28 protein-coding genes and 1 other annotated feature are annotated in these 23,390 nt (G+C 31.3%); of the genes, 25 read left to right on the top strand and 3 right to left on the bottom strand.

The genetic code is table 11. The features are described 5' to 3' along the window. Positions 1 to 44: 44 nt before the first annotated feature. Positions 45 to 1,229, top strand: coding sequence for an AfsR/SARP family transcriptional regulator (locus tag B5E48_RS06405; protein WP_087304485.1), 1,185 nt, complete (start codon positions 45 to 47; stop codon positions 1,227 to 1,229). Between the two features lie 152 nt (positions 1,230 to 1,381). After that, positions 1,382 to 1,939 (top strand): hypothetical protein, encoded by a 558-nt coding sequence (locus B5E48_RS06400; RefSeq protein WP_241146938.1) that lies wholly within the window; start codon positions 1,382 to 1,384, stop codon positions 1,937 to 1,939. A gap of 39 nt (positions 1,940 to 1,978) precedes the next feature. On the opposite strand, the gene trpS is transcribed toward B5E48_RS06400, so the two are convergent. Continuing rightward, positions 1,979 to 2,968, bottom strand: a complete 990-nt coding sequence (gene trpS, locus B5E48_RS06395) for a tryptophan--tRNA ligase (protein WP_087296789.1) — start codon at positions 2,966 to 2,968, stop codon at positions 1,979 to 1,981. Between the two features lie 35 nt (positions 2,969 to 3,003). After that, positions 3,004 to 3,203, bottom strand: a binding site (T-box leader). Positions 3,204 to 3,306: 103 nt separating this feature from the next. Between trpS and spx the strand changes: the two genes are divergently transcribed. The 5 genes from spx to B5E48_RS06370 all read left to right on the top strand — a co-directional run bounded on the left by spx (position 3,307) and on the right by B5E48_RS06370 (position 7,859). Further along, complete coding sequence (gene spx, locus B5E48_RS06390) at positions 3,307 to 3,762, top strand: transcriptional regulator Spx (RefSeq protein ID WP_087245049.1); 456 nt, start codon at positions 3,307 to 3,309, stop codon at positions 3,760 to 3,762. A gap of 149 nt (positions 3,763 to 3,911) precedes the next feature. After that, positions 3,912 to 4,601, top strand: a complete 690-nt coding sequence (locus B5E48_RS06385) for a cache domain-containing protein (RefSeq protein WP_087304484.1) — start codon at positions 3,912 to 3,914, stop codon at positions 4,599 to 4,601. After that, the gene (locus B5E48_RS06380; protein WP_087304483.1) at positions 4,602 to 6,152 is read left to right on the top strand and encodes a putative bifunctional diguanylate cyclase/phosphodiesterase; all 1,551 of its coding nucleotides are present in this window, start codon (positions 4,602 to 4,604) and stop codon (positions 6,150 to 6,152) included. A gap of 2 nt (positions 6,153 to 6,154) precedes the next feature. Then, positions 6,155 to 7,108: a glycosylasparaginase gene (locus B5E48_RS06375; RefSeq protein WP_087304482.1), complete on the top strand. Its 954-nt coding sequence runs from the start codon at positions 6,155 to 6,157 to the stop codon at positions 7,106 to 7,108. Positions 7,109 to 7,118: 10 nt separating this feature from the next. Beyond that, positions 7,119 to 7,859 (top strand): copper homeostasis protein CutC, encoded by a 741-nt coding sequence (locus B5E48_RS06370; protein ID WP_087304481.1) that lies wholly within the window; start codon positions 7,119 to 7,121, stop codon positions 7,857 to 7,859. Between the two features lie 6 nt (positions 7,860 to 7,865). On the opposite strand, the gene B5E48_RS06365 is transcribed toward B5E48_RS06370, so the two are convergent. Next, complete coding sequence (locus B5E48_RS06365; protein WP_087296785.1) at positions 7,866 to 8,438, bottom strand: CYTH domain-containing protein; 573 nt, start codon at positions 8,436 to 8,438, stop codon at positions 7,866 to 7,868. 80 nt (positions 8,439 to 8,518) lie between these two features. On the opposite strand from B5E48_RS06365, the gene B5E48_RS06360 reads away from it, so the two are divergent. Both B5E48_RS06360 and B5E48_RS06355 read left to right on the top strand, forming a co-directional pair. Then, on the top strand, positions 8,519 to 9,295 hold the full coding sequence (locus B5E48_RS06360; RefSeq protein ID WP_087304480.1) for an NAD kinase: 777 nt from the start codon (positions 8,519 to 8,521) through the stop codon (positions 9,293 to 9,295). Next, complete coding sequence (locus B5E48_RS06355; protein ID WP_087304479.1) at positions 9,292 to 10,113, top strand: RluA family pseudouridine synthase; 822 nt, start codon at positions 9,292 to 9,294, stop codon at positions 10,111 to 10,113. The genes B5E48_RS06360 and B5E48_RS06355 overlap by 4 nt, the downstream gene beginning before the upstream one ends. Here B5E48_RS06355 and B5E48_RS06350 read toward each other — a convergent pair. Then, on the bottom strand, positions 10,107 to 11,315 hold the full coding sequence (locus B5E48_RS06350) for an FtsW/RodA/SpoVE family cell cycle protein (protein WP_087304478.1): 1,209 nt from the start codon (positions 11,313 to 11,315) through the stop codon (positions 10,107 to 10,109). The genes B5E48_RS06355 and B5E48_RS06350 overlap by 7 nt on opposite strands. Positions 11,316 to 11,395: 80 nt before the next feature. Between B5E48_RS06350 and B5E48_RS06345 the strand changes: the two genes are divergently transcribed. From B5E48_RS06345 to B5E48_RS06275, 16 genes are all read left to right on the top strand, one after another. Next, positions 11,396 to 11,743 carry a PTS sugar transporter subunit IIB gene (locus tag B5E48_RS06345; RefSeq protein ID WP_087245039.1) on the top strand — a complete coding sequence of 116 codons (348 nt, stop codon included), beginning with the start codon at positions 11,396 to 11,398 and terminating at the stop codon, positions 11,741 to 11,743. 217 nt (positions 11,744 to 11,960) lie between these two features. After that, complete coding sequence (gene pflB / locus B5E48_RS06340; protein WP_087245038.1) at positions 11,961 to 14,033, top strand: formate C-acetyltransferase; 2,073 nt, start codon at positions 11,961 to 11,963, stop codon at positions 14,031 to 14,033. 17 nt (positions 14,034 to 14,050) lie between these two features. After that, positions 14,051 to 14,257: a hypothetical protein gene (locus B5E48_RS06335; protein WP_087245037.1), complete on the top strand. Its 207-nt coding sequence runs from the start codon at positions 14,051 to 14,053 to the stop codon at positions 14,255 to 14,257. Between the two features lie 14 nt (positions 14,258 to 14,271). Further along, positions 14,272 to 14,514, top strand: a complete 243-nt coding sequence (gene grcA3, locus B5E48_RS06330) for an autonomous glycyl radical cofactor GrcA3 (protein WP_087245036.1) — start codon at positions 14,272 to 14,274, stop codon at positions 14,512 to 14,514. Positions 14,515 to 14,777: 263 nt separating this feature from the next. Then, complete coding sequence (locus B5E48_RS06325) at positions 14,778 to 15,338, top strand: chromate transporter (RefSeq protein ID WP_087304477.1); 561 nt, start codon at positions 14,778 to 14,780, stop codon at positions 15,336 to 15,338. Then, on the top strand, positions 15,335 to 15,895 hold the full coding sequence (locus B5E48_RS06320) for a chromate transporter (RefSeq protein WP_087304476.1): 561 nt from the start codon (positions 15,335 to 15,337) through the stop codon (positions 15,893 to 15,895). The genes B5E48_RS06325 and B5E48_RS06320 overlap by 4 nt, the downstream gene beginning before the upstream one ends. Before the next feature lie 109 nt (positions 15,896 to 16,004). Then, positions 16,005 to 16,181 carry a hypothetical protein gene (locus tag B5E48_RS13585; protein ID WP_158097264.1) on the top strand — a complete coding sequence of 59 codons (177 nt, stop codon included), beginning with the start codon at positions 16,005 to 16,007 and terminating at the stop codon, positions 16,179 to 16,181. A gap of 234 nt (positions 16,182 to 16,415) precedes the next feature. Continuing rightward, positions 16,416 to 16,631, top strand: a complete 216-nt coding sequence (locus B5E48_RS06315; RefSeq protein WP_087245033.1) for a hypothetical protein — start codon at positions 16,416 to 16,418, stop codon at positions 16,629 to 16,631. Between the two features lies 1 nt (position 16,632). After that, complete coding sequence (locus B5E48_RS06310) at positions 16,633 to 16,905, top strand: hypothetical protein (RefSeq protein ID WP_087245032.1); 273 nt, start codon at positions 16,633 to 16,635, stop codon at positions 16,903 to 16,905. Between the two features lie 226 nt (positions 16,906 to 17,131). Further along, positions 17,132 to 17,878, top strand: coding sequence for a pyruvate formate-lyase-activating protein (gene pflA, locus B5E48_RS06305; protein WP_204209554.1), 747 nt, complete (start codon positions 17,132 to 17,134; stop codon positions 17,876 to 17,878). A gap of 39 nt (positions 17,879 to 17,917) precedes the next feature. Continuing rightward, positions 17,918 to 19,666, top strand: coding sequence for a DUF4037 domain-containing protein (locus B5E48_RS06300; protein ID WP_087304475.1), 1,749 nt, complete (start codon positions 17,918 to 17,920; stop codon positions 19,664 to 19,666). 3 nt (positions 19,667 to 19,669) lie between these two features. Continuing rightward, on the top strand, positions 19,670 to 20,281 hold the full coding sequence (locus B5E48_RS06295; RefSeq protein WP_087304474.1) for a DUF4125 family protein: 612 nt from the start codon (positions 19,670 to 19,672) through the stop codon (positions 20,279 to 20,281). A 59-nt stretch (positions 20,282 to 20,340) separates the two neighbouring features. After that, positions 20,341 to 20,640, top strand: a complete 300-nt coding sequence (locus B5E48_RS06290) for a PTS sugar transporter subunit IIB (protein WP_087245029.1) — start codon at positions 20,341 to 20,343, stop codon at positions 20,638 to 20,640. A gap of 52 nt (positions 20,641 to 20,692) precedes the next feature. Beyond that, positions 20,693 to 21,925 carry a metallophosphoesterase gene (locus tag B5E48_RS06285; RefSeq protein WP_087304473.1) on the top strand — a complete coding sequence of 411 codons (1,233 nt, stop codon included), beginning with the start codon at positions 20,693 to 20,695 and terminating at the stop codon, positions 21,923 to 21,925. A 57-nt stretch (positions 21,926 to 21,982) separates the two neighbouring features. Beyond that, positions 21,983 to 22,864, top strand: a complete 882-nt coding sequence (locus B5E48_RS06280) for an ROK family protein (protein ID WP_087296776.1) — start codon at positions 21,983 to 21,985, stop codon at positions 22,862 to 22,864. Positions 22,865 to 22,952: 88 nt separating this feature from the next. Beyond that, positions 22,953 to 23,144 (top strand): PspC domain-containing protein, encoded by a 192-nt coding sequence (locus B5E48_RS06275; protein ID WP_087304472.1) that lies wholly within the window; start codon positions 22,953 to 22,955, stop codon positions 23,142 to 23,144. Positions 23,145 to 23,390: the final 246 nt, after the last annotated feature.

Below are 23,390 nucleotides of genomic sequence, written 5' to 3'. Positions count from 1 at the left end.
TAAAATAAAAATGAAAACACAGATTATATAGGGAGCGTGGTTATATGTCAATGAACGATTATGTTAATATAACAATGTTTCGTAAATTTTCGTTTTCATATCATAATTGCACAATTGATAGTGACACGATGAAATCTGAAAAACTTGTGAAATTATTTGCTTATCTCCTATCTCATTATCAGCGAACAGTGCCTTCTAATGAACTGATTGAAATGTTATGGTATTTAGATGATGTTGATAATCCTATAGGAGCATTAAAAAATTTAATATATAGATTAAGAGCCTTATTAAAAAAAGAGTTTGGATTTACAGACTTTATTATAACTGGAAAAGGATCGTATGCGATTAATTCGGCATATCATTTAAGAATAGATACAGTTGAATTTGAAAAGTATGAAAAATATTTAAGAGATTCTTCAAAACCAGAATATTTTGAAAAGTTTCTTAATGAATATACAGGGAAGTATTTGGTAGAAATTAAAGAAGATCATAATACTTTATCTAAACGTGTTTATTACCATTCACTTTATATGGATAAGGTTGTTGAATATGCAAAACTGTTGGAAGATAAACAGGATTATGAGAAGATGGAAACAATAGCTAAATGTGCTATTGAGATTGATAATTTAGAAGAGTCTATTTATGAAATCTGGATTCGTTCTTTATATTTTCAACAGCAGTATAAAAAAGCAAAAGAGATATATAAAGCAACAACTGATTTATTGTATCAGACTTTGGGTGTTAAACCATCTGAATCAATGCTGAAATTATATGAAATGATTAAAAAAGAAAGTCATGATGAAGATTTAGATATTATGGAAATTCAACAGGAACTTTCACGTGATGAAGCTTATGGTGCTTTTCTTTGTGAATATGGAACATTTAGAGAAATATATACTATGCAATCAAGAATGATGGGAAGATTGGGAATTTGTTCTCAGTTATGTTTAATCACAATTCTTGATCATTCACAGATTGAGGATCAACATTCCCAAAAAGCCATTGAAAGAATGATGACGAAAGTACAGGATGCTTTACTCAATGGACTTCGTATTGGTGATGTTGTATCCAGGTTAAATGTGAATCAGTTTGTTGTTCTTTTGCCTGCATGTCATAATGACGATGCCAAAAGTGTTATGAATAGAGTTTTACGTAAAATAAAATATTCATTGAATCATACAACATTAACGATTGATTTCATGGTTGGAGAAATCATGCCAAAGCAATAAAGCGTGACAAATAAATGAAACAACATATATTGACATACCCATTTTAGACTTACTGCAACAGTGAGTCTTTTTCTTTTTATGATGATTATAGAATGGTCTTTTTAGGTATAATAAACATATGATACATTACAGGGGGGTTGAATATTTTGTTAGTGAATTTTGTTTATGATGATGAAGAATTATTAGAACCATATGAGTGGCAGGATGATGATTCTTATGAAGAAATAGAAAATGCACCTCTTTATCATGTTTCAACAAAACAGTTACATGATTTTTTATATGCGAAATTTTATCAATTCAGTGGAACAGATGGTATTTTTATTGTTGGTGATGGTCATTATTGCTTTGTTGTGGATATTAAAAATCATACAATTGTACGTAGAGGAACTTTTTCATGGCAACAAAGACAACAGATTAATGACATATTAAAACAAGAACCGATAACTTTTTTTCAATATCAGATCAAAGATGAAGCTTATGATAAAGAATTTGGTTTAACAAGAAATGAGCGTTTAAAGAAAATGTGTCTAGAAGAAGTTATTGATGAGATTTTTGTGGTCCGTTATGATGTCTTTTTGGAAATATGCCAACAATTTCATATTGAGGGAGAAAATCCCAGTGAAAAATATTTGGCTTTAAAACATAAGATTGAAAAAGGATATACATCCTTGCATGAATTATTGTATAAAGAATTGGTTCAAAAAGGTTAAAAAGCAAACTTCATATTCATAAGAAGTTTGCTTTCTGTTTTATTTCTTTTTAATTGTAATTCCAATTTTTCTTTCCACTTTGGCTAGTTTTTTTCTTGCAATGATGCGTGCTTTCTTGGCACCTTCTTCTAAAATATCATCTAAATAAGAACCACTCATAATTTCATGATAACGATTTTGTATCTTTTCAAGTTCTTCTCCTAAAACTTCAGCTAAATCATTTTTAAATTCTCCATATCCTTTACCATCATATTGTTTTTCAAGATCTTCAATAGGACGATTTGCTAATATTGAATAAATTTCCAACAAATTAGAAATACCTGGTTTATTTTCGGGATCATAATGAATATGACCATCGCTATCCGTCACGGCAGATTTGATTTTCTTTTTAGAAATATTGATATCGTCTAAGATATAAATGGTTCCTTTTCCTAGTTCATCGGATTTGGACATCTTCTTTGTAGGATTTTGTAAATCCATGATACGTCCACCTACTTTAGTCACTAATGGTTCTGGAATTTTGAAAGTTTCGCTATAACGTGAATTAAATCTTTCGGCAATATCACGACATAATTCTACGTGTTGTTTCTGATCTTCACCAACCGGTACAAAATCAGGATCATACATTAAAATATCCGCATTCATTAATGAAGGATAATTAAATATACCAGCACCAATGACTTCGTTTTTGGCTTTCTTATCTTTGTATTGTGTCATACGTGAAAGTTCTCCCATAGACACCATACATCCTAAATACCAACCAAGTTGAGCATGTTCTAAAACATCAGACTGTAAAAATAAAGTCACTTTTTCAGGATCTAATCCAGCAGCAATATACAATGCAATTAAATCTTTTGTATTTTTACGTAAATCTGCAGGCTTTTGATAAATAGTCATAGAATGAAGATTAGCAATAAAAATAAACATTTCATATTCATCCTGATAAGAAACAAAAGGTTTGATAGCTCCAATATAATTACCTAAAGTCACACGACCAGTTGGTTTAATTCCACTTAACATTCTTTTCATCATAACGACCTCCTTTAAAATAAAAAACGTCCTTAAAAAAGGACGTATAAATACGCGGTACCACCTTTATTCATATCATCGATATGCACTCTTGTCTTAACGCGACTCACGAAAAATGACTCATGCCATTTTTAGCTCCAGAATCCCAATTCATTATCGTTCATGGCTTGTTTGCATCACCCACAAGCTTTCTTAACATGAATAGATAACTACTCCATTCTTTCATTGCTGTAAAGTCATTATAGAACGACAAAGATGTAAAATCAATAGAATCATAAAAAATAATTTCATAATTGTTGAAAATGATGTATAATGAGTAAACAAGAGGAGATGATGTAATGATTAGAATTTATACAGCACCAAGTTGTGCTTCATGTAGAAAAGTCAAAGCATGGCTGAAAGAACATCAGATTCCTTATGTTGAAAAAAATATTTTTTCTACATTATTACGTGAAACTGAGTTAAAAGAACTTTTAGAAAGAAGTGAAAATGGAACAGATGACATTATTTCTAAAAGATCAAAGATTATTAAAGAAAATAAAATAGATTTAGATGATATGTCTATTAATGAATTAATTCATTTTATTCAAGAAAATCCATCTATTTTAAAAAGACCTATTATTATTGATGAAAGACGTTTTCAGGTCGGTTATAATGCTGAAGAAATTCGTGCTTTTATTCCTCGTGAACTGCGTCGTTTACAAGAATGTAATAATAGTGACTTCTGTCCACAATTTACTGATATTAAGGAACAATATTATCAGGACCATAAATGTGATGATGGTTGTGAATAAAAGATAATGAGTCGTTTCTATACTGAGATAGAGGCGATTTTTATTTTGTGAGAGAATGTTTTATAGTTGTCAAGAAAGTGATATAATATCATGGAGAAATGAGAAACAATGGAGGAAAAAATGATGATAAAAGGGGAACTTGAGAAAAAATGAAAAAAATGATCATAATTTCTTCTGTTATTGTAGTGCTGCTTTTGACTATGAGTATTTTTTTGCGTATTTATTTAAATCATATTGTCAGAAATAATATGATTGACCAAGTTGATAATACTGTTGATAAATACATTCATATAATACAAAAACAAATAGATAATGATTTTCAATTTTTAGATTCTTTTGCTAGTGTTTTACAGCTGGAAAATATAACAAACAATCAAGAATTTCCACAGGTTTTAGAAGAAACTAATGAACAAAATGATTTTATAACGATGATGTATTTTGATTTGGATGAAAGGGGAGTTGTTGCCAATTTAAATCAAGAGATATTGGTCAATAAGCCTCTAACAGATTTTCAAGAAGAAATTCAAAGTGTTGTTTATGATGCTTTGGCTGATCAACGTACTGTATCTGATATTTTTCAAAGTCAATTAACTCATGAAATGATTTATGCTTATGGAATCCCAGTTTATCAAAACAAACAGATTGTGGGAGCTTTAATCGCTACACAAACAGTAGAATTGCTGATGGATGCTGGGCAAGGAAGTGGTATTTTAGGTGGGGATACATATGCTTATCTTGTTGATGAATCTGGTCAAGTTTTAGTCAACTCTCAATATGATATTTTTCATCAGACTTCAATATTTCAACAACCTTTTTTGCAAAAACAAGATTATCAGTAAATGAAAGAACATTTAAAAGATCATCAAGATATAACATTTTCATTTGAATATGAAAATGCACAATATCATGCTCTATTAAAACCTATTGGATTAAAAGATTGGAACCTTTTATGTGTTAATATGTTGGAAAATTCTCACTTGTTTGCTGATAGGAATATGAGAATGGTAGGTTTGATATTTTTAAGTATCATATTGTTAGTTGTAGGATTGTTGATTTATGGTTATCGTATTATTTTAAAAAACAATCGTGAGTTACAGAAAGTCGCTTATTTTGATCATTTAACAGGAGCGTATAATTTTTCTTATTTTATGACTTTGGGTGAACGATACTTTATGGATAATAAGTGTTGTAGTGTGGCTGTTTTAAATATTCATCAATTTAAGTTTTTTAATGAAATTTTTGGTCATGATTTGGGAGATCAGTTGTTATGTCATGAAAAGAAAGTGATTGAAAACAATCTACATGATGGAGAATTTTTTTGCCGAGATACAGCAGATCAATTTTATGTTTTTCTATGTGAAACAGAGGAATCCGTTTTATTGACACGCCTTAATCAAATGATGGAAGAGATTATTGAATATATGGATTTATTACACACAAATTATCATTTGAAGATTCATTGTGGTGTGGCGATATCAAGTGAAGAACTGATTGTGGATAATTGTTTTGAAGATTTAATGGTCAGAGTTATGTTTGCTTTAGCAAAATCAAAGGAAACGCTACTTTCTAATATTTGGTTTTATGATATTGAATTACATAAACAGGAAATAATGGATAATCATATTGAAAGTCATATGGAACAGGCTTTAAAAGATGGAGAATTTCAATTATATTTGCAGCCAAAAGTTGATATGGAAACTGGTCAATTACAAAGTAGTGAAGCTTTAGTCCGTTGGATCACACAAGATAACCAGCAATTGTATCCTAATCAATTTATTCCTATTTTTGAAAAAAGTGGCTTTTGTATGAAATTAGATATGTATATGTTTGAACAGGCGTGTCTACAAATTAGAAAATGGATGGATCAAGGTATAGAGCCTATCGGTATTTCTGTCAATCAATCTAAATTATTGTTCTATGAATCTGATTATGTCGAACGATTAAATGCGATTGTTCAAAAGTATCAAGTACCAGCTCATTTGCTGACTTTAGAAATATTAGAAGATTTGGTCATTAATAATGTAGATGCAGTCAATGAAAAGATAGAACAGCTACATCAAATAGGATTTAAAGTTTCAATGGATGATTTTGGAAGTGGTTATTCATCTTTAAATATTTTAGGAAAGATCGATATTGATGAATTAAAGATAGACAGAATATTTTTACAAGAAATATTAGATGGAAAAAATAAGAAAGCTCAAATTATTTTGGAAGAAATTATTAAATTGACAAAAATTTTATCTATTTCTACAGTTGTTGAAGGAATAGAAACAAAAGAATATCATGATTTTGTAAAGTCACTTGGTTGTCATTATGGACAGGGTTATTATTATGATAAACCTATAAGTCAACAAGAATTTGAAATACGATATATGAAAGAAAGGAGATAAACATGTGGGGGATTATTGCAACTTGGCGTATGGCTAAGGAAGGGATTGAAAAAGCTGAAAAAATATTAGATAGTCAAGGTGATGCTGGTGATGCTATTGAAATAGCTATTAAAGAAGTGGAAGATTTTCCTTATTATAAGTCAGTGGGATATGGTGGATTACCTAATGAAGCCATGGAAGTAGAATTAGATGCAGCATACATGAATGGAGATACTTTAAGTGTTGGAGCAGTGGCTTCTCTTCAAGATTTTGCAAATCCTATATCAATTGCCAGACGTTTATCGCATGAAACAGTCAATTGCATGCTGGTTGGTCAAGGGGCTGAAAGTTTTGCCAGTCAGGAAGGTTTTGAAAGAAAGAATATGCTTACGGATCGTGCTAAGATTCATTATAAAAATCGCATCAAAGAAGAGCAATCAAAACTCCAGCCATATGCTGGTCATGATACAGTTGGGATGGTGTGTTTAGATGATTCAGGTAAGATGACAGCAGCGACATCAACGAGTGGATTGTTTATGAAGAAAAAAGGGCGAGTTGGCGATTCACCTATTATAGGTTCAGGTTTTTATGTGGATTCACAAATTGGAGGAGCTTCAGCGACAGGCTTAGGTGAAGATTTAATGAAGGGATGTATTTCTTATGAAATCGTCAGACTCATGGCACAGGGAATGCATCCGCAAAAAGCTTGTGAAAAAGCTGTTTTTGAACTTGAACAAAAGTTAATCAAAAGACGAGGGCATGCAGGGGATTTATCTGTTGTGGCTATGAATAAAGATGGAGAATTTGGTGTAGCAAGTAATATTGAAGCATTTTCTTTTGTCGTTTGTTTACCACATTTAAAACCAACTGTTTATCTGGTGCAAAGAGAAGGAAATCATTGTACCTATCAACCCGCCAGTCAACAATGGCTTGATGAATATATGCAAACACGCATGGCCCCATTGAAAGAAAAGTAGAGGAGATTGTATGAAACCAATAGTAGAAATTTGTTGTGGGAGTTATAGTGATGCTTTAGCGGCATGGAAAGCTGGAGCAACACGCATTGAATTGAATAGTGCTTTATCATTAGGTGGTCTGACACCTACATTGGCTACATTGAAAATGACAAAGCAAAATACAGGTTTAAAAGTCATAACAATGATTCGCCCTAGGGGTGCTGGTTTTTGTTATGATGAAGAAGAATATGAAGTGATGAAACAGGATGCAAAGATCATGTTAGAAAATGGAGCAGATGGCTTGGCATTTGGATTTTTAGATGCATCAGGACATATTGATGAAAAACGTACTCAAGAATTTGTTGAGCTCATCCATGCCTATCATAAGGAAGCTGTTTTTCATCGTGCTTTTGACTGTGTGGATGATCCTTTTCAGGCTATTGAAATATTGATTCAATTAGGTGTTGATCGTCTTTTAACAAGTGGTTTAAAAGCAAAAGCGATAGATGCTCTTGAACTTTTAGAAAAGCTTCAACAGCGTTATGGACAAGATATAGAAATCTTAGTTGGTAGTGGTGTGAATGCTTCAAATGTTTTAGAAATCTTACAGAAAACAAAAGTGCAACAGGTACATAGTTCCTGTAAAGATTGGGTTGAAGATGCTTCAACGATAGCAAAAGATGTTTCTTTTGCTTATGCGCCTGCTCCACATGAAAAAGATTATGAAATCGTCAGTCAAAAATTAGTTGAAAACATACTTCAGCAATTATAAAAACAGTCACTTATGACTGTTTTTATATGCTTCAAAAGCACGTGCAACTTTACTTGGACAATTGTGTTGATAGTGTAAATGATAAGGCTCAATGATTTTTAAAAATTGTGAGAATCCTTGGGTTTCATCATTGACTTCAAATTCTAGTTCATAATCATGTTGATCTAAATAAGTATTTTCATCTAAAGATAAAACACCTTCAGGTAATTGAATATCATAACGATGGGTTGTTAATGAAAAGGGATGTTGTAATTCATTGATCTTAATGCCATCATTTTCTAAAATATCCGTAATTTCATTTTTTAAACGATATTGCAAAAATAAATTTTTTTCTGTTTCTGTTAAAGACAGATTGGTTTCTAAACGATGATTTTGATAAGGTCTTTTTAAAGTGAGTTCGTACTGATTGTTTTTAGTACGAATACGTAACATATATTTTTTTTGAGATAAAATAGGGTGAGTGAAATAATCGTTGATTTGGATATAATCTTTTGTTATTTTGTTTTGATAATCATGAAGAATTTGATGGAAAATATCTTGAGTTAAAAGAATTTTATATTCTATTTCTAATTGTTGCATTGAAATCACCTCACCTTATTTTATCTTGTATTGCATTCTATTGCAATTTTTATATAATATAAATCATAGGTGGTGAAGTTATGAAAACATATGCAATTGTATGTAAACAAGATCAGGAATCTATCACACTCAGTGAAAAATTAAAAGAACAGTTAAATACGTTTTTGACATATAATGAAAAAGAACCAGATATCGTGATTAGCGTAGGTGGCGATGGAACAATGCTTTATAGTGTGCATAAATATATAGATGCAATTGATCGTGTTGCTTTCATTGGAATTCATACAGGAACGCTAGGATTTTTAACTGATTATCAGCGTGATGAATATCTACGGCTTGTTTTGGATATTAAAAATGGACAGCATCGTATTTATGAACGTCATTTGTTGGAAGTGTCTTGCTTAGAAGGAACATATTTTGCTTTAAATGAAGTGAGAATTGAAAATAATCGTCGTTCTCAGGTTATGGATGTTTATATTAATGATGAATATTTTGAAACTTTTAGAGGAAATGGTCTATGTGTATCAACCCCAGTAGGGTCAACAGCCTATAATAAATCTTTAGGAGGCGCTGTTATTCATACTTGTACAGGATTGATGCAGTTAAGTGAAATTGCAGGTATTCACCATAATGCTTATCGCTCACTAGGCTCTTCTTTGATTCTTGATCAATCACATACAATTCGTTTTCAGTCACAAAGTTATCAAGGGGCTATTCTTGGCGTTGATCATCTGGTTATTGATTTAAAAGATAAGGATTGTATCTGTGTCAAAATGTCTTCCAAAAAAGCACGTTTTTTACAATATAGAAATGTGTCTTTTACACAGCGTTTAAAAAGGGCATATCTGAATTCATGAAACAATATTGGATTATAGATGAACCTTGTGTTATTGGTGAGTTTCTTTTACGTCATGGAATCAGTCAAAAAGCAATCAAAGCTATTAAAATGAAGGGAGAAATTCTGGTAGATGGAAAACATCAGACAGTTCGATATCTATTGCAGGCTGGCGAAACCCTGACCATTATTTATCCACCAGAAGACAATCATATGGTACCAGTTGAAATACCATTAAAGATTGTCTATGAAGATGATTATTTATTGGTTGTTGATAAGCCTAAGGGTTTGCCTTCGATTCCAACTCGTCAGCATCCCTATTATACTTTAGCGAATGCTTTAACTTTTTATTATCAGCAAATTCATTTGAATTCAACTATTCATCTTGTTAATCGTTTAGATAAAGATACCAGCGGATTAATGATTGTTGCAAAATATCGTTATATTCATGATAAAATCATGAAAGATCTCCAGCATATTGATAGACGTTATCGTGCTCATGTTAAAGGGATAGTCAAAGCGGGTGGAACCATTCGTTTGCCTATTTATAAAGAAGAATTCCAAATGAAACGTATGATTGATAAACGTGGGAAAGAATCTTGTACGCACTATACTGTCAAAGCTATAAAACATGATAGAACCCTATTAGAAATGAAACTTGAAACAGGGAGAACACATCAGATTAGAGTTCATATGGCAGCTATCAATCATCCTTTGATTGGTGATAGTCTATATGGTGATGGTCAGGGCAATTTTGATTTAGATAGTTATATGGTTGGATTTGTACATCCAGTTACAAAACAAAAGATTGTTATAACAAAAAAACAGGTCTGTTATTGAATCACAGATCTGTTTTTCATAATATTATTTTGAGTATTGATATCAATAAATAATGCAACTGCAATCATGTAAGATAAAAGTGAAGACCCACCATAAGAAATAAATGGCAATGTAATACCTGTAATAGGTAATAGACCTAAAATCATACCCATATTCCATATCTGCTGAAACAACAGCATGCCAATGATACCGATGGTCATGAACTTATCTTGCTGATTGGTAGAATCAAGCCCAATCTTTAAAATGATGATATCAAAAGCAACAATAGCCCCAACGGTAATCAAACCACCAACAAAACCATAATTTGTTAAAATAACAGCAAAGATAAAATCGGTCTGCGCTTCTGGGAAGACTTTAATGACAGATTGGAAACCATGTCCAAACCATCCGGCACTTCCATAAGAAAGTAAAGAATTAAACAATTGATATCCTTCTTTGTTGTATGTGCCTTCAGGATCAAGCCATCCATAAAAACGATCAACTTGATGGGAACTTAAAAACTTTTCAAAAATCTCAGGTTGATAAACAAAGAGATAGGATCCTATCAACAGTATAATACCAATCAAGCCAAAACCAAAAATGAACCATTGCTTTCTAAGACCACTGGAAAAAATAACAAAAGCAGCACCAACTAATAAAATCAAAACAACACCCGTATCATTTTGAAGTAAAACAAGTAAAGCAGGGGGAATGACGACTTTCATACATTTCCAGATATATTTGATTTCTGTCTCTGTTGTATGAATGAGATAATAATCATTATGCTCTTTTGTGATTCTCGCTAAGGCGATAACGATGGCAATTTTCATAAATTCTGATGGTTGTATACTTAAAAAAGGAAAGTTAAACCATGAGGTTGCACCCCCAGCCGTATTGACCAGAGGAATAATATGATGACCAGGCCATAATCTTGTATAAATGAAATGCTCGATAGCCAAAATAATTAAGAGAACCATCAATATCCAATAGATGATCCAGATTTTATCATAAATCTGATCTTTCCCTATTTTATATATAATAAAAACCATAACTGCAGAAATTATATAAAAAGCGCCTTGTTTTAACCATAATGTTTCAGGATTTCCAACTTTATTAGAAATCATAGGCGTAGCACTTAAAATAGCAAAACAGCTAATCAATGCCAGAATACAAATGATACAAATCAATGGTTGTTCACGACAGAGTTTTTTGATTTGTTCCATGACATTGCTCCTTTCTTTTTTTATCTTCTTATAGTATACTATAAAAAAGAAATACTTCAATTAAAAAAGGATGTGAAAATATGGATGTTGAATATATTTTTGTTGTGATTGCGATTATTTTGGCTTTGATTTTACTTTATTTTGGATTTATTCATTTTATTAAGAATAAACGTTTAGATCAGGAAATGAAATCAACATTACCAATTGAAGAATTATTACAAGCCCTTGGTGGGAAAAACAATATTAAAGAAGTACGTAGCAGTGCTTCTAAAGTTACAGTTGTATTGGATAATCAACAGCTTGTCGATATTGAAAAAATCAGATCTTTAGGAGCAAGTGGAATTGTTGAAGGAAAAGACAGTTTATCAATGATTTTTGGGAGACAGTCAGAAAATATAGAAGCTGATATGAAGAGATATATAGGATAACCTGTATATCTTTTTTTTTGTAAAGATTTTGTAAAAAAAATCATTTTTTGAAGCATATAAATAGCATTAAAAAAAAGAATCTGTTATATTGTAGTTGTCAAGTTCCAGCGACTCATTTTATGGCAGAAAATTGCGAAAAAAAACAAGTTATTTTATTGTTTCAATAGTATATTAGTGCTATAATGAATGAGAAATAAACAAACAGGGGGTTTAGAAAATGACATTTAAAGAAAAATGGAATGATGCTTGGGATGGTTTCCAAGCAGGGAAATGGAACAAGGAAGTGAATTTAAGAGATTTCATTCAATTAAACTACACACCATATGATGGTGATGATTCTTTCTTGGCTGGTCCTACTCAAAACACAAAAGATTTATGGGCACAAGTTATGGATTTAACTAAGCAAGAAAGAGAAGCTGGTGGAGTTTTAGATATGGATACAAAAGTTGTATCAACATTAACTTCACATGATGCTGGTTATTTAGACAGATCTAAAGAAAAAATTGTTGGTGTTCAAACTGATAAACCTTTCAAAAGATCTTTACAACCATTTGGTGGTATCCGTATTGCTGAACAAGCTTGTGAAACAAATGGATATAAAGTAGATCCAGAAGTTTCTTATATTTTCAGAGAATACAGAAAAACACATAACCAAGGTGTATTTGATGTTTATACTCCAGAAATTAGAGCTTGTCGTTCTTCACATATTATCACTGGTTTACCAGATGGGTATGGACGTGGACGTATTATTGGTGACTACCGTAGAGTTGCACTTTATGGTGTAGATAAATTAATTGAAGATAAGAAAAATCAATTTGCGACAACTGAAAAGAGAATGACTTCTAAAGTTATTCAATTACGTGAAGAATTAAGTGAACAAATTAGAGCTTTAAGTGAATTAAAAGAAATGGCTGCAAAATATGGTTTTGATATTTCTAAACCAGCAACTAACTGCCAAGAAGCTATTCAATGGTTATACTTTGGATATTTAGGTGCAGTTAAAGAACAAAATGGTGCAGCAATGTCTTTAGGACGTACTTCTACATTCATTGATATCTATGTAGAAAGAGATTTAAAGAAAGGATTATTCACTGAAGAAGAAGTCCAAGAATTTATTGATCATTTCATTATGAAATTAAGAATTGTTAAATTCGCAAGAACTCCAGAATATAACTCAATTTTCGCAGGAGATCCAACTTGGGTAACTGAATCAATCGGTGGTGTTGGTGTTGACGGACGTCATATGGTTACTAAGACTTCATTTAGATATTTACATACATTATCTAACTTAGGAACAGCTCCTGAACCAAATATGACAGTTTTATGGTCAACTCGTTTACCAGAAAACTTTAAAGCATTCTGTGCAAAAACTTCAATTGAAACTTCATCAATTCAATATGAAAACGATGACTTAATGAGAGTAACTCATGGTGACGACTATGCGATTGCATGTTGTGTATCTTCAATGAGAGTTGGAAAAGAAATGCAATTCTTTGGTGCACGTGCTAACTTAGCTAAATGTTTATTATACGCTATCAACGGTGGTGTAGATGAAAAAACTAAGAAACAAGTTGGACCAAAATATAGACCAGTTGAAGGTGATTACTTAGATTACGAAGATGTTAAAGCTAAATTTGTAGATATGATGTCTTGGTTAGCTGGTGTATATGTTAACGCATTAAATATCATTCATTACATGCATGATAAATATGCTTATGAAAGAATTCAAATGGCATTACATGATAGAGAAGTTAAACGTTATTTCGCAACAGGTATTGCTGGATTATCAGTCGTTGCTGACTCTTTATCAGCTATTAAATATGCTAAAGTTAAATGTATTAGAGATGAAGATGGTGTTGTTGTTGATTACGAAGTAGAAGGAGATTTCCCTAAATATGGTAACGATGATGACAGAGTTGATGAAATTGCAACTTGGTTAGTTGAAACTTTCATGGCAATGGTACGTTCTCATCATACTTATAGAAATTCTTATCCTACAACTTCAATCTTAACAATTACTTCTAACGTTGTATATGGTAAAGCTACAGGTAATACTCCTGATGGTAGAAAAGCTGGTCAACCATTTGCTCCAGGTGCTAACCCAATGCATGGTAGAGATTCTCATGGTGCTATTTCTTCATTATCATCAGTTGCTAAATTACCATTCAAAGATGCACAAGATGGTATTTCAAATACATTTACTGTCATCCCTGGTGCTTTAGGAAAAGATGATCAAGTTTTCGCTGGTGACTTAGATATCGAATCAATTAAAAACGGAAATCTTGATTAATAGAAAGAAGTGAAAACATGGCTACTCAAAAAGAAATTGATGAACTAGTCAAAATGTTAGATGGTCGCATGAGCTCTGGTTCAGGACATGTTAATGTTAAAGTGAATGAAGATGCTCATATTGAAATGGAAGAAGTCACTGTTGTGTCAAAGATGGATTGTGATAGTGGTGATACTGCTTGTAAGATTCCAAATTTACCAATGGATGACGATGATGAATTTTAAAGGAGGAGAAAATCATGGCTGCAAGTGAACAACAAGTTGAAAATTTAGTTGGAATGTTAGATGCTTATGCTTCAAAAGGAGGACATCATTTAAATGTTAATGTTTTAAACAGAGATACATTACTTGATGCTCAAAAACATCCTGAAAAATATCCACAATTAACTATTCGTGTTTCTGGATATGCTGTTAACTTTGTTAAATTAACAAAAGAACAACAAGATGATGTTATTTCTCGTACATTCCACGAAGCAATGTAATGAGGATGAAAAAGGTGCTGAGTTAAGCACCTTTTTTGATGTTATAAAAGAACGAAGGAGACTTATTTTTAGTGGGATTTTTGAATTGCATCAATAAAACAAATTTCTATGATGTCAATAGACATAGGAAAATGATTATTTATGAAAATTATATATAATGAATAAAAAATCATTTATTGTAATGAGCTGATTCTTATATTTACAAGTTATAGAAAAACAAACGGATTGTTTGTTTTAATGAAGTTCAAGAAAGAAGTGATGGGATGAAGAATAATAAATTAATACAATTATTTGTATCTACACTTTATTTAAGTGCCTTTACTTTTGGTGGAGGATATGTCATTGTGACATTGATGAAAAAGAAGTTTGTGGATACACTTCATTGGATTGATCAAGATGAAATGTTAGATTTAGTGGCTATAGCACAATCATCACCAGGAGCTATTGCGGTGAATGGAGCCATTGTGGTTGGATATAAAATAGCAGATATACCAGGATTACTGGTTTCTATATTAGGAACAGTTATTCCTCCTTTTATCATTATATCTGCCATTTCTGTGTTTTATGAAATATTTCAATCCAATATTTATGTTAAATTGATATTGGATGGAATGCAGGCAGGTGTAGGTGCAGTGATTTGTTCTGTTGTTTATGATATGTCAAAAGATCTTATCAAAACAAAGAGTTGGATGAACAATGCTATTATGATGATTGCATTTGTTGTCACATGTTTCTTTAATGTCAATGTGATTTATGTGATATTGATTTGTATTGCTATAGGGATTGTCAGAACGTTTTATCATAAAGGAAGTGATCATGTATGATTTTGCTGGAACTTTTTTTGAGCTTTTTACAGGTGGGATTGTTTAGTTTTGGTGGTGGATATGCAGCCTTGCCATTGATTCAAAATCAGGTGGTGACATTACATCATTGGTTATCACTGAGTGAGTTTACTGATTTGGTCACAATTTCTCAAATGACACCTGGTCCTATTGCGATTAATTCTGCTACATTTGTTGGTCAAAAAATTGCTGGTATATGGGGAGCTATATTTGCAACCATTGGATGTATACTCCCATCATGCATCATTGTTTCTTTGTTAGCTTATTTCTATTTAAAATATAGAAAATTATCAATGTTACAAGGTATATTAGAAACGTTAAGACCAGCTGTTGTTGCGATGATTGCAACTGCGGGTGTGTCTATATTAGTCAGTGCTTTTTTTGGAGAAAATACAGTCCATACTTTATCATCTATGCGCATTGATATGATGATTATATTTGCAATTGGAATGATTTTATTACAGTATAAAAAGATGGATCCTATATATGTGATGATATTATGTGGTATGATGAAACTGATTGAATATTTGATATTGTAAAGAAAATTTTATCTTTAAGTGGACTAAAAAATGTTTTGAAGTCTACCTTATGAAAAGGAAATTATTGATTATGAAACAATGAGGAATTTAATAGGTGGTATGATTACTTATGCTTCATATGTATGGTTTTAAAGATTATAAGTTTGAAATAATTGTTGATAATGAGTTTTTACTAAAAAGATTTTCTATCACATTTAATGTATTAGATTTGGAAAGTAATGCATTCCAAAATCCTTTAGTTGGCTCTGCCATTATCGTAAAATATGATAGCGAAGATAATACCTAAGTATTAACAAGGCTAGAAATCTTATATGTCATGATATTCTGTGTTGATCGTTTCGAAAATAATTTCTTTGTTTTATTAGATAACCAACATATTAATAGAATCAATGAGATGCTATCTATTCTGTTTGGAAATAATGGGTGGGTCATTTGACCTACCCTTATAAATATAATATATGGATAAGAATGTTTTAAATTTGGTATATAAATGGTATAATTAAAAAAAGGAGTGATTGTAATGGATTTAAATCAAAAAATAGATATAAAAGATTTTCCAAGTTTAAATGACGTTTGCATAGTTCCAAAGAATATTTTAAATGAATTAATCGATTATTATAAATCTAATGAATATATAAAAAAGCATGTAAAAGAGGCAGAAGAAATTGTATTAGATAAGAGAAAAAGTTATACTCATGAAGAAATGATTGCTATATTAAAAAAAGAAGGATTATAGTATGTATAATATCAAATATAATGAAAGTATATTTATATTTGCTCAGGAAAATCATATAGTTATATCTGATATATTGGAACATATAAAAGACAATATCGAAAAATTTCCATATATGTATCCACTATATAATCGTCATGGAGTTAGTAATAAAAATTGTAGAGTTGTAAAAATACCAAATAGAAATTTAGAAATACTATATATTATTTTTGAAGATAATAAGATTGTTGTTATTGAAGATATTGCTTATTTAAACTCATCAGTAAAATTGAAATAATATTTAATCCTATTTAATAGAATTAAATATTATTTTTTTAACTGATAATGATGAGTATATTATTTACATGTTTAAAAGTAGTTATATTATCATTGTTTAAGTTAACAAATTTTATTCTACGCTTACGATAATGTTACATTTTGTTACTTTTTGTTTGAAAAATAAAACATATGAAATGATATTTTATAGAAAATATGTTAAAATAATAAAGAAAGTTGGTGAGATAATGAAAGGATATATTCATTCTTTAGAAAGTTGTGGAACTGTTGATGGTCCTGGAATCCGTTTTGTAGTCTTTTTTCAAGGTTGTCCAATGCGTTGTTTATACTGTCATAACCCTGATACATGGAAACCAAATACGGGAACACAGATGACAGTTGATGAAATTCTCAAAGAATTTAATACAAAGAAAGAGTTTTATAAAAACGGGGGAATCACTTGTACAGGTGGAGAACCCATGATGCAATTAGATTTCCTGATAGAATTATTTGAAAGATGTCGTGAAGAAAATATTCACACATGTCTAGATACGTCAGGGATTACTTTTCATAAAAATCCTGAATATTTAAAGAAATTAGATCGTTTGTTAGCTTCAACAAATTTAATTATGTTAGATATTAAACATATTGATCCTGAAGAACACAAAAAGTTAACTGCACAACCTAATGATATGATATTGAAATTTGCTAAATATGTAGATGATAAGGGTATTGATTTATGGATCAGACATGTTGTTGTTCCAACAATTACACAAAATGATGAATATTTATATCGTTTAGGTCAATTTATCGCAACCCTTAAACATGTCAAAGCTCTAGATGTTTTACCATATCACACTATGGGTGTTGCTAAATATAAGAACTTAGGTATTGATTATCCATTGGAAGGTATTCCACCATTAGATAAAAAAGATGCCGTCACAGCAAGAGAAGTTGTTTTAAAAGGTATGAAAGATGCACTCAATCATAAATAGACACCCCCTGTGTCTATTTATTTTTAAAGGAGAATATTCATGACTATACAGGAATTACAGAAACAATTAGATGAAATGTATGCCAATAATGAATTGGATGAAGCTTATGCTTTTTTAGTTGAACAAGTCAATCTTGCTGTTCAAAGACAGGATAATGCAACGATTTTGTTTTTGCTTAATGAAATGATAGGTTACTTTCGTGTTACTTCACAGTTTCAATCTGGGAATCAGATTGCTTTACAGATATTTAAAATTCTTGACATGTGTGGACTTGAAGAAACGATTGATGGTGCTACATCATATATCAATATAGCGACTTTTTACCGTGTACAGGGAAAATATCAGGAAGCTTTATCGCTTTATCAAAAGACAGAAAAGATTTATCATCATGAATTAGAACCACAAGATGAACTTTATAGTGCCTTTTATAATAATTTAAGCCTGTTATATCAGGAAATGGGTGATTATCAGCAAGCTATTGACATGCAAAAGAAAGCATTGGCGATTGTTGAACAACTGGATGATTATAGAATTGAAGAAGCTATTACTTATACAAATCTTTCACAAATGTATCTCAGTATCAATCAAAATGATAAAGCTCAAAAATGTCTACATCAGGCGATCTCTCTTTTTCAACAATATGGACATCATGATCCACACTACTTTGCTTCATTAGCGACTTTAGCGCAAAGCCATTATATGCAAAAAGACTATGCAAAAGCTTTAGATATTTATCAGCGTGTCTTACATTTAATAGAAAGTGTCTATGGACAAAATAAAGATTATCAGACAATTCAAAAGAATATCGACAGAATTCAAAAAGAAATGAAGACAATCAAAGGTTTAGATTTGTGTGAAGCTTTTTATCAACGATATGGCAGAAACATGATAGAAGAAGAGTTTTCAGAAATCAAACCATATATGGCGATTGGATTATTCGGGATGGGATCAGATTGTCTGGGGTACGATGATGAGATTTCTCATGACCATGATTTTGGACCTGGTTTTTGTATTTTGCTTCCTCATGATATTTATCAGCAGTATTATAAACAGATACAGGCCAGTTATCAAAAGCTACCACAAGAATTCATGGGTATTCAAAGATTAACCTCAGCTCATGGAAATGGAAGAGTCGGTGTTTTTGAAACTGAAAGCTTTTTTAAACAGTTTTTAAGACAAATACCACAAACTTTAGATGATTGGTTATATGCTGATGAAAATGCTCTTTTAGCTTGTACAAATGGACGTATTTTTGAGGACAATTATGGTCAAGTGAGTCAAATCAGACAATATTTAAGTTATTATCCAGAAGATATCCGTATTAAAAAAATAGCCCGTTGTTTAGCTAAAATGGCACAATCTGGTCAATATAATTATGCCAGATGTATGCAAAGAGAAGATGAAGTTGCTGCGACACTGGCATTGAATGAGTTTATAGATCAGACATTATCTCTTCTCTATTTACTGAATAAAAAATATAAGCCTTATTATAAATGGAGTTATTATGGATTAAAAGATTGTACATGTTTACAGGCAGTCACACCACTGCTTTTACAATTGGTTCAATTGCCATCTCAAAAGCAACATTGGCCTCAAAAGAACAATATTATTAATACTGATGATCAAAAAGTTGTGTTGATTGAAAAAATATGTCAGTTAGTCATTGGTGAACTTCATCGACAGGGCTTATCGACAAGTGATGATGATTTTTTAGACAATCACACACTGGAAGTCATGTCACATATTCAAGATGATTGTATACGCATGAAACATGTTATGGAGGGATAGAAAATGGTTGATGAAATTGTACAATTAGAATGGGATTTTTTTCAACAGGTTCATCATATTGATGGCCGTGCCAGCTGTCAGGATGATTTTGAAACATTTTATCTACAAAGAAAAAGTCAGTTTGAAGCTTTTTATCAAAATGTTCAAAAAGCTTGTCTACAAGATTTAAAACTAGCTCAACAAATAGGGAGAAATCCAGTCATGGAAAAATATGCCTATATGATGGAAAGTACGGATCCAGAATATTTTGATACGATTCGAGATCAGTTACCTGCTGTTGATCAACAAAAGAAAGACTTTATTAATGCTTTATGTGATATTGAAGTATCCATGCGTGAAGATATGAATGATCAATATCCTTATTTATTATCTCAAGCCCGTTTCACTCATTCTTTGGAAGATGAAAAAGATGATACCTCATTTGAAACTTATTTAAGAGGTGAATTAATGACTTATAGTGATGAAACATTATATTTATATGGTCAAATGGTTTTGGATATGGTTCAAAAAAATGTTAATTTAATTGAAAAAATATTAATGAATACAGTGAAAGCTTATGGCTATGCCTCTTTAGAAGATGCAAATAAATTTATAATGGATAGTGAAAAGAAATAGAAGTCAATATCAAAATGTGATAAAATAATAGTAGGGAACTAAAAAGGAGGAATATAATCATGAAAATCTTATTGTGTTGTTTGGCTGGTGTAACATCTACTTTGTTTGCTTCAAAATTAAAAGATGCTGCTTCAAGAAAGAGAGTTGACGCAACAGTTTGGTCTGCTTCAGAACATGCAGTAGAATATTCAAGTAATCTTGCTGATGTTATTCTTGTAGAACCTCAATTAAAAGGATCATATGAAAAAATCAAAGCAGACAACCCTGATAAACCAGTCATTTTAATTAGCGATGATGATTTTAAGAATTTCAATGCACAAAAGATTTTTGATATGGCATATGATGCTTGTCAAAAATAATAGGAATAATCAAGAATGAATAGCTTAGCTATCCATTCTTTTTAGATGTGTTATGAAAAAGATTATTTATTGTCTTATTTTTTGTCTTTGTCTGATGGGATGTCAATCAAAAACATTAAGTGAAAAAGAAGATTTAAAAATCATTGTCGCAAGTGATATACATTATTTTTTAAAGGATTATTATCAGGATTGTGAATGGTTTGAAGATTCCATGTTATATGGTGATGGCAAGATGGTCACTTATGGCGATGAGATTGTGGAGGCTTTTGTACAGGCGGTTATCCAGGAAAAGCCTGATCTTGTTGTTTTGACAGGTGATTTAAGCTTTAATGGGGAAAAAGGCAGTCATCAGAAATTGGCTCAAAAACTAGAACAATTAAGAGAAAAGAACATTCAGGTTGCTGTTATACCAGGAAATCATGATATTGATAATATCTATACAAAAGGTTATGGTCAAGATGATTATTTTGATGTGGATAATATTAATGCTAAGGATTTTCAGGATATTTATCAAAATCTAGGTTATCATCTGGCAACTTCGAAACATGATGAATCTTTGAGTTATCGTATTGATTTGAATCCTGATTTTGCCTTGTTGATGATGGATTCGAATGCACATGAACAAACAGAAATGACGCTAGGAGCAAGTGGATTTTTTACAGATTCAACTATGCAATGGTTAGAAAAGCAGCTTCAGGATATTCAAAAAGATGGCAAAACGCCACTCGTTGCGATGCATCATAATTTAGCGATTCACAATGAATTGTTAAATAATGGATATACCATTAATGATCATGAGAAGATTGCAAAACTGTTTTCTCAATATCATGTTCCATTTGTATTAAGTGGACATATACATTGTCAAAATATTAAAACGATTCAAGGAATCTATGATATTGCGTCTTCATCATTATTGGATGCTCCACTTCAATATGGCATTATTGAATTGAATCAGGATCAAATGAACTATCATACCCAGTCATTATCAATTTCAGTCAATGCAGATGAGTATTTTGATACAGTTTCTGCAAATAAATTCGGTAAATCTTTACAGGGAATATCAGATACTCAAAAAAGAACAGCGATTCAAGATGTATTAGTGAAAGCCAATCGTTACTATTTTACTGGTAACATCAATCAATATGTAGATGAACTTCGCTCTAGCGATGGTTATCAATATTTACAAAATGAAGATTTAAGTTTTTATCAACAGTATTTAGAAAGTATGTTAAAGGAAACAGAATCTTCACAGTCATTACAATTATCACTTACAATGAAGAAATAACTTTTGACTAGAAACAAGTTGTGATAAAATAAAAGAAGATAATAAGGAGGAAGAAAAATGAGATTAGGTGCAATTGAAGCCGGTGGAACAAAGTTTGTTGTTGCGATTGGAGATGAAAATGGAAATGTTTTAGAAAGAGATTCTTTTCCAACAACAACACCACAAGAAACAGTTGAAAATATTTTTAAATTTTTTGATGGAAAGGACATTGAAGCTTTAGGATTAGGATGTTTTGGACCTATTGATCCTGATTTAAAGAGTCCAACATATGGATATATTACAACAACACCTAAACCAGGATGGACAAACTATAATATTGTAGGAGCTTTGCAGGAACATTATCCAGATTTGCCAATTGGTTTTGATACAGATGTGAATGGTGCAGCACTTGGTGAAGCATACTTTGGTGCAGCCAAAGGATTAGATAGTGCTTTATATTTAACAATCGGAACTGGAATTGGTGGAGGAGCCATTGTGGAAGGAAACCTTGTTCATGGTTTACTACATCCAGAAATGGGACACATGATTCTAGAACAAAGAGAAGACGATACTTATAAAGGAAAATGTCCATATCATGGAACTTGCTTTGAAGGTTTAGCAGCAGGACCAGCCATTGAAGAAAGATGGGGAATAAAGGGAAGTGAATTACCTGAAGATCACCCTGCATGGGATTTAGAAGCATGGTATATTGCTCAGGCATTAGCAATTTATGTTTTAACAATTTCACCAAAGAAGATTATTTTAGGTGGAGGAGTTATGCATCAAAAACAATTATTCCCAATGATTCATAAATATCTTCAAGAAAGATTAAATGGTTATGTTCAAAAAGATGAAATTACAACAGATGCTATTCAGGATTATGTTGTATATCCAGGATTAGGAGATAATGCAGGTGTTTGTGGTGCATTAGCACTTGCAAAAATGGCTAACGAAAGATAAGGGAGTTCATCCCTTTTTCTTGTTTTTAAGACTTGACAGCATATTTTTCCAGTTATAAAGTATAGAATAAGAAAATGGAGGAAATCAAATGAGTAAAAAATTATATAGATCAAAACGCGATGTCATGGTATGTGGTGTCTGTGGTGGAATTGCTGAATATTTTGACATTGATCCTACAATTGTCAGATTAATTGCAGTTGCGCTTATTTTAAGTTGGGGTACAGGTCTATTTGCTTATTTAATAGGTGCTGTTATTATCCCTAAAAATCCATATCAATAATAGGATTGATTTCACTTTTAACAATAAGGTATTCTATCTTATTGTTTTTTATTTGATAAAAAAAGATATCCTCAAGGATATCTATAAAAATAATATATCAGATCTGTTTTGATTTTATGATTTTTTATGAAAAATTTAACTTCAGTTAAATGTTGGTAATTGATTTTAACTCCATAAAAACGGTGTTAAAGCCCTTTAAAATAAAACATGATATTTTCATCAGTGCTATACTTATATCGAGGTGAA

The sequence above is a fragment of the Massilimicrobiota sp. An105 genome, assembly GCF_002161155.1.
GTDB lineage: Bacteria > Bacillota_I > Bacilli_A > Erysipelotrichales > Coprobacillaceae > Allocoprobacillus > Allocoprobacillus merdigallinarum.
This window is presented reverse-complemented; position numbering and strand designations above follow the sequence as displayed.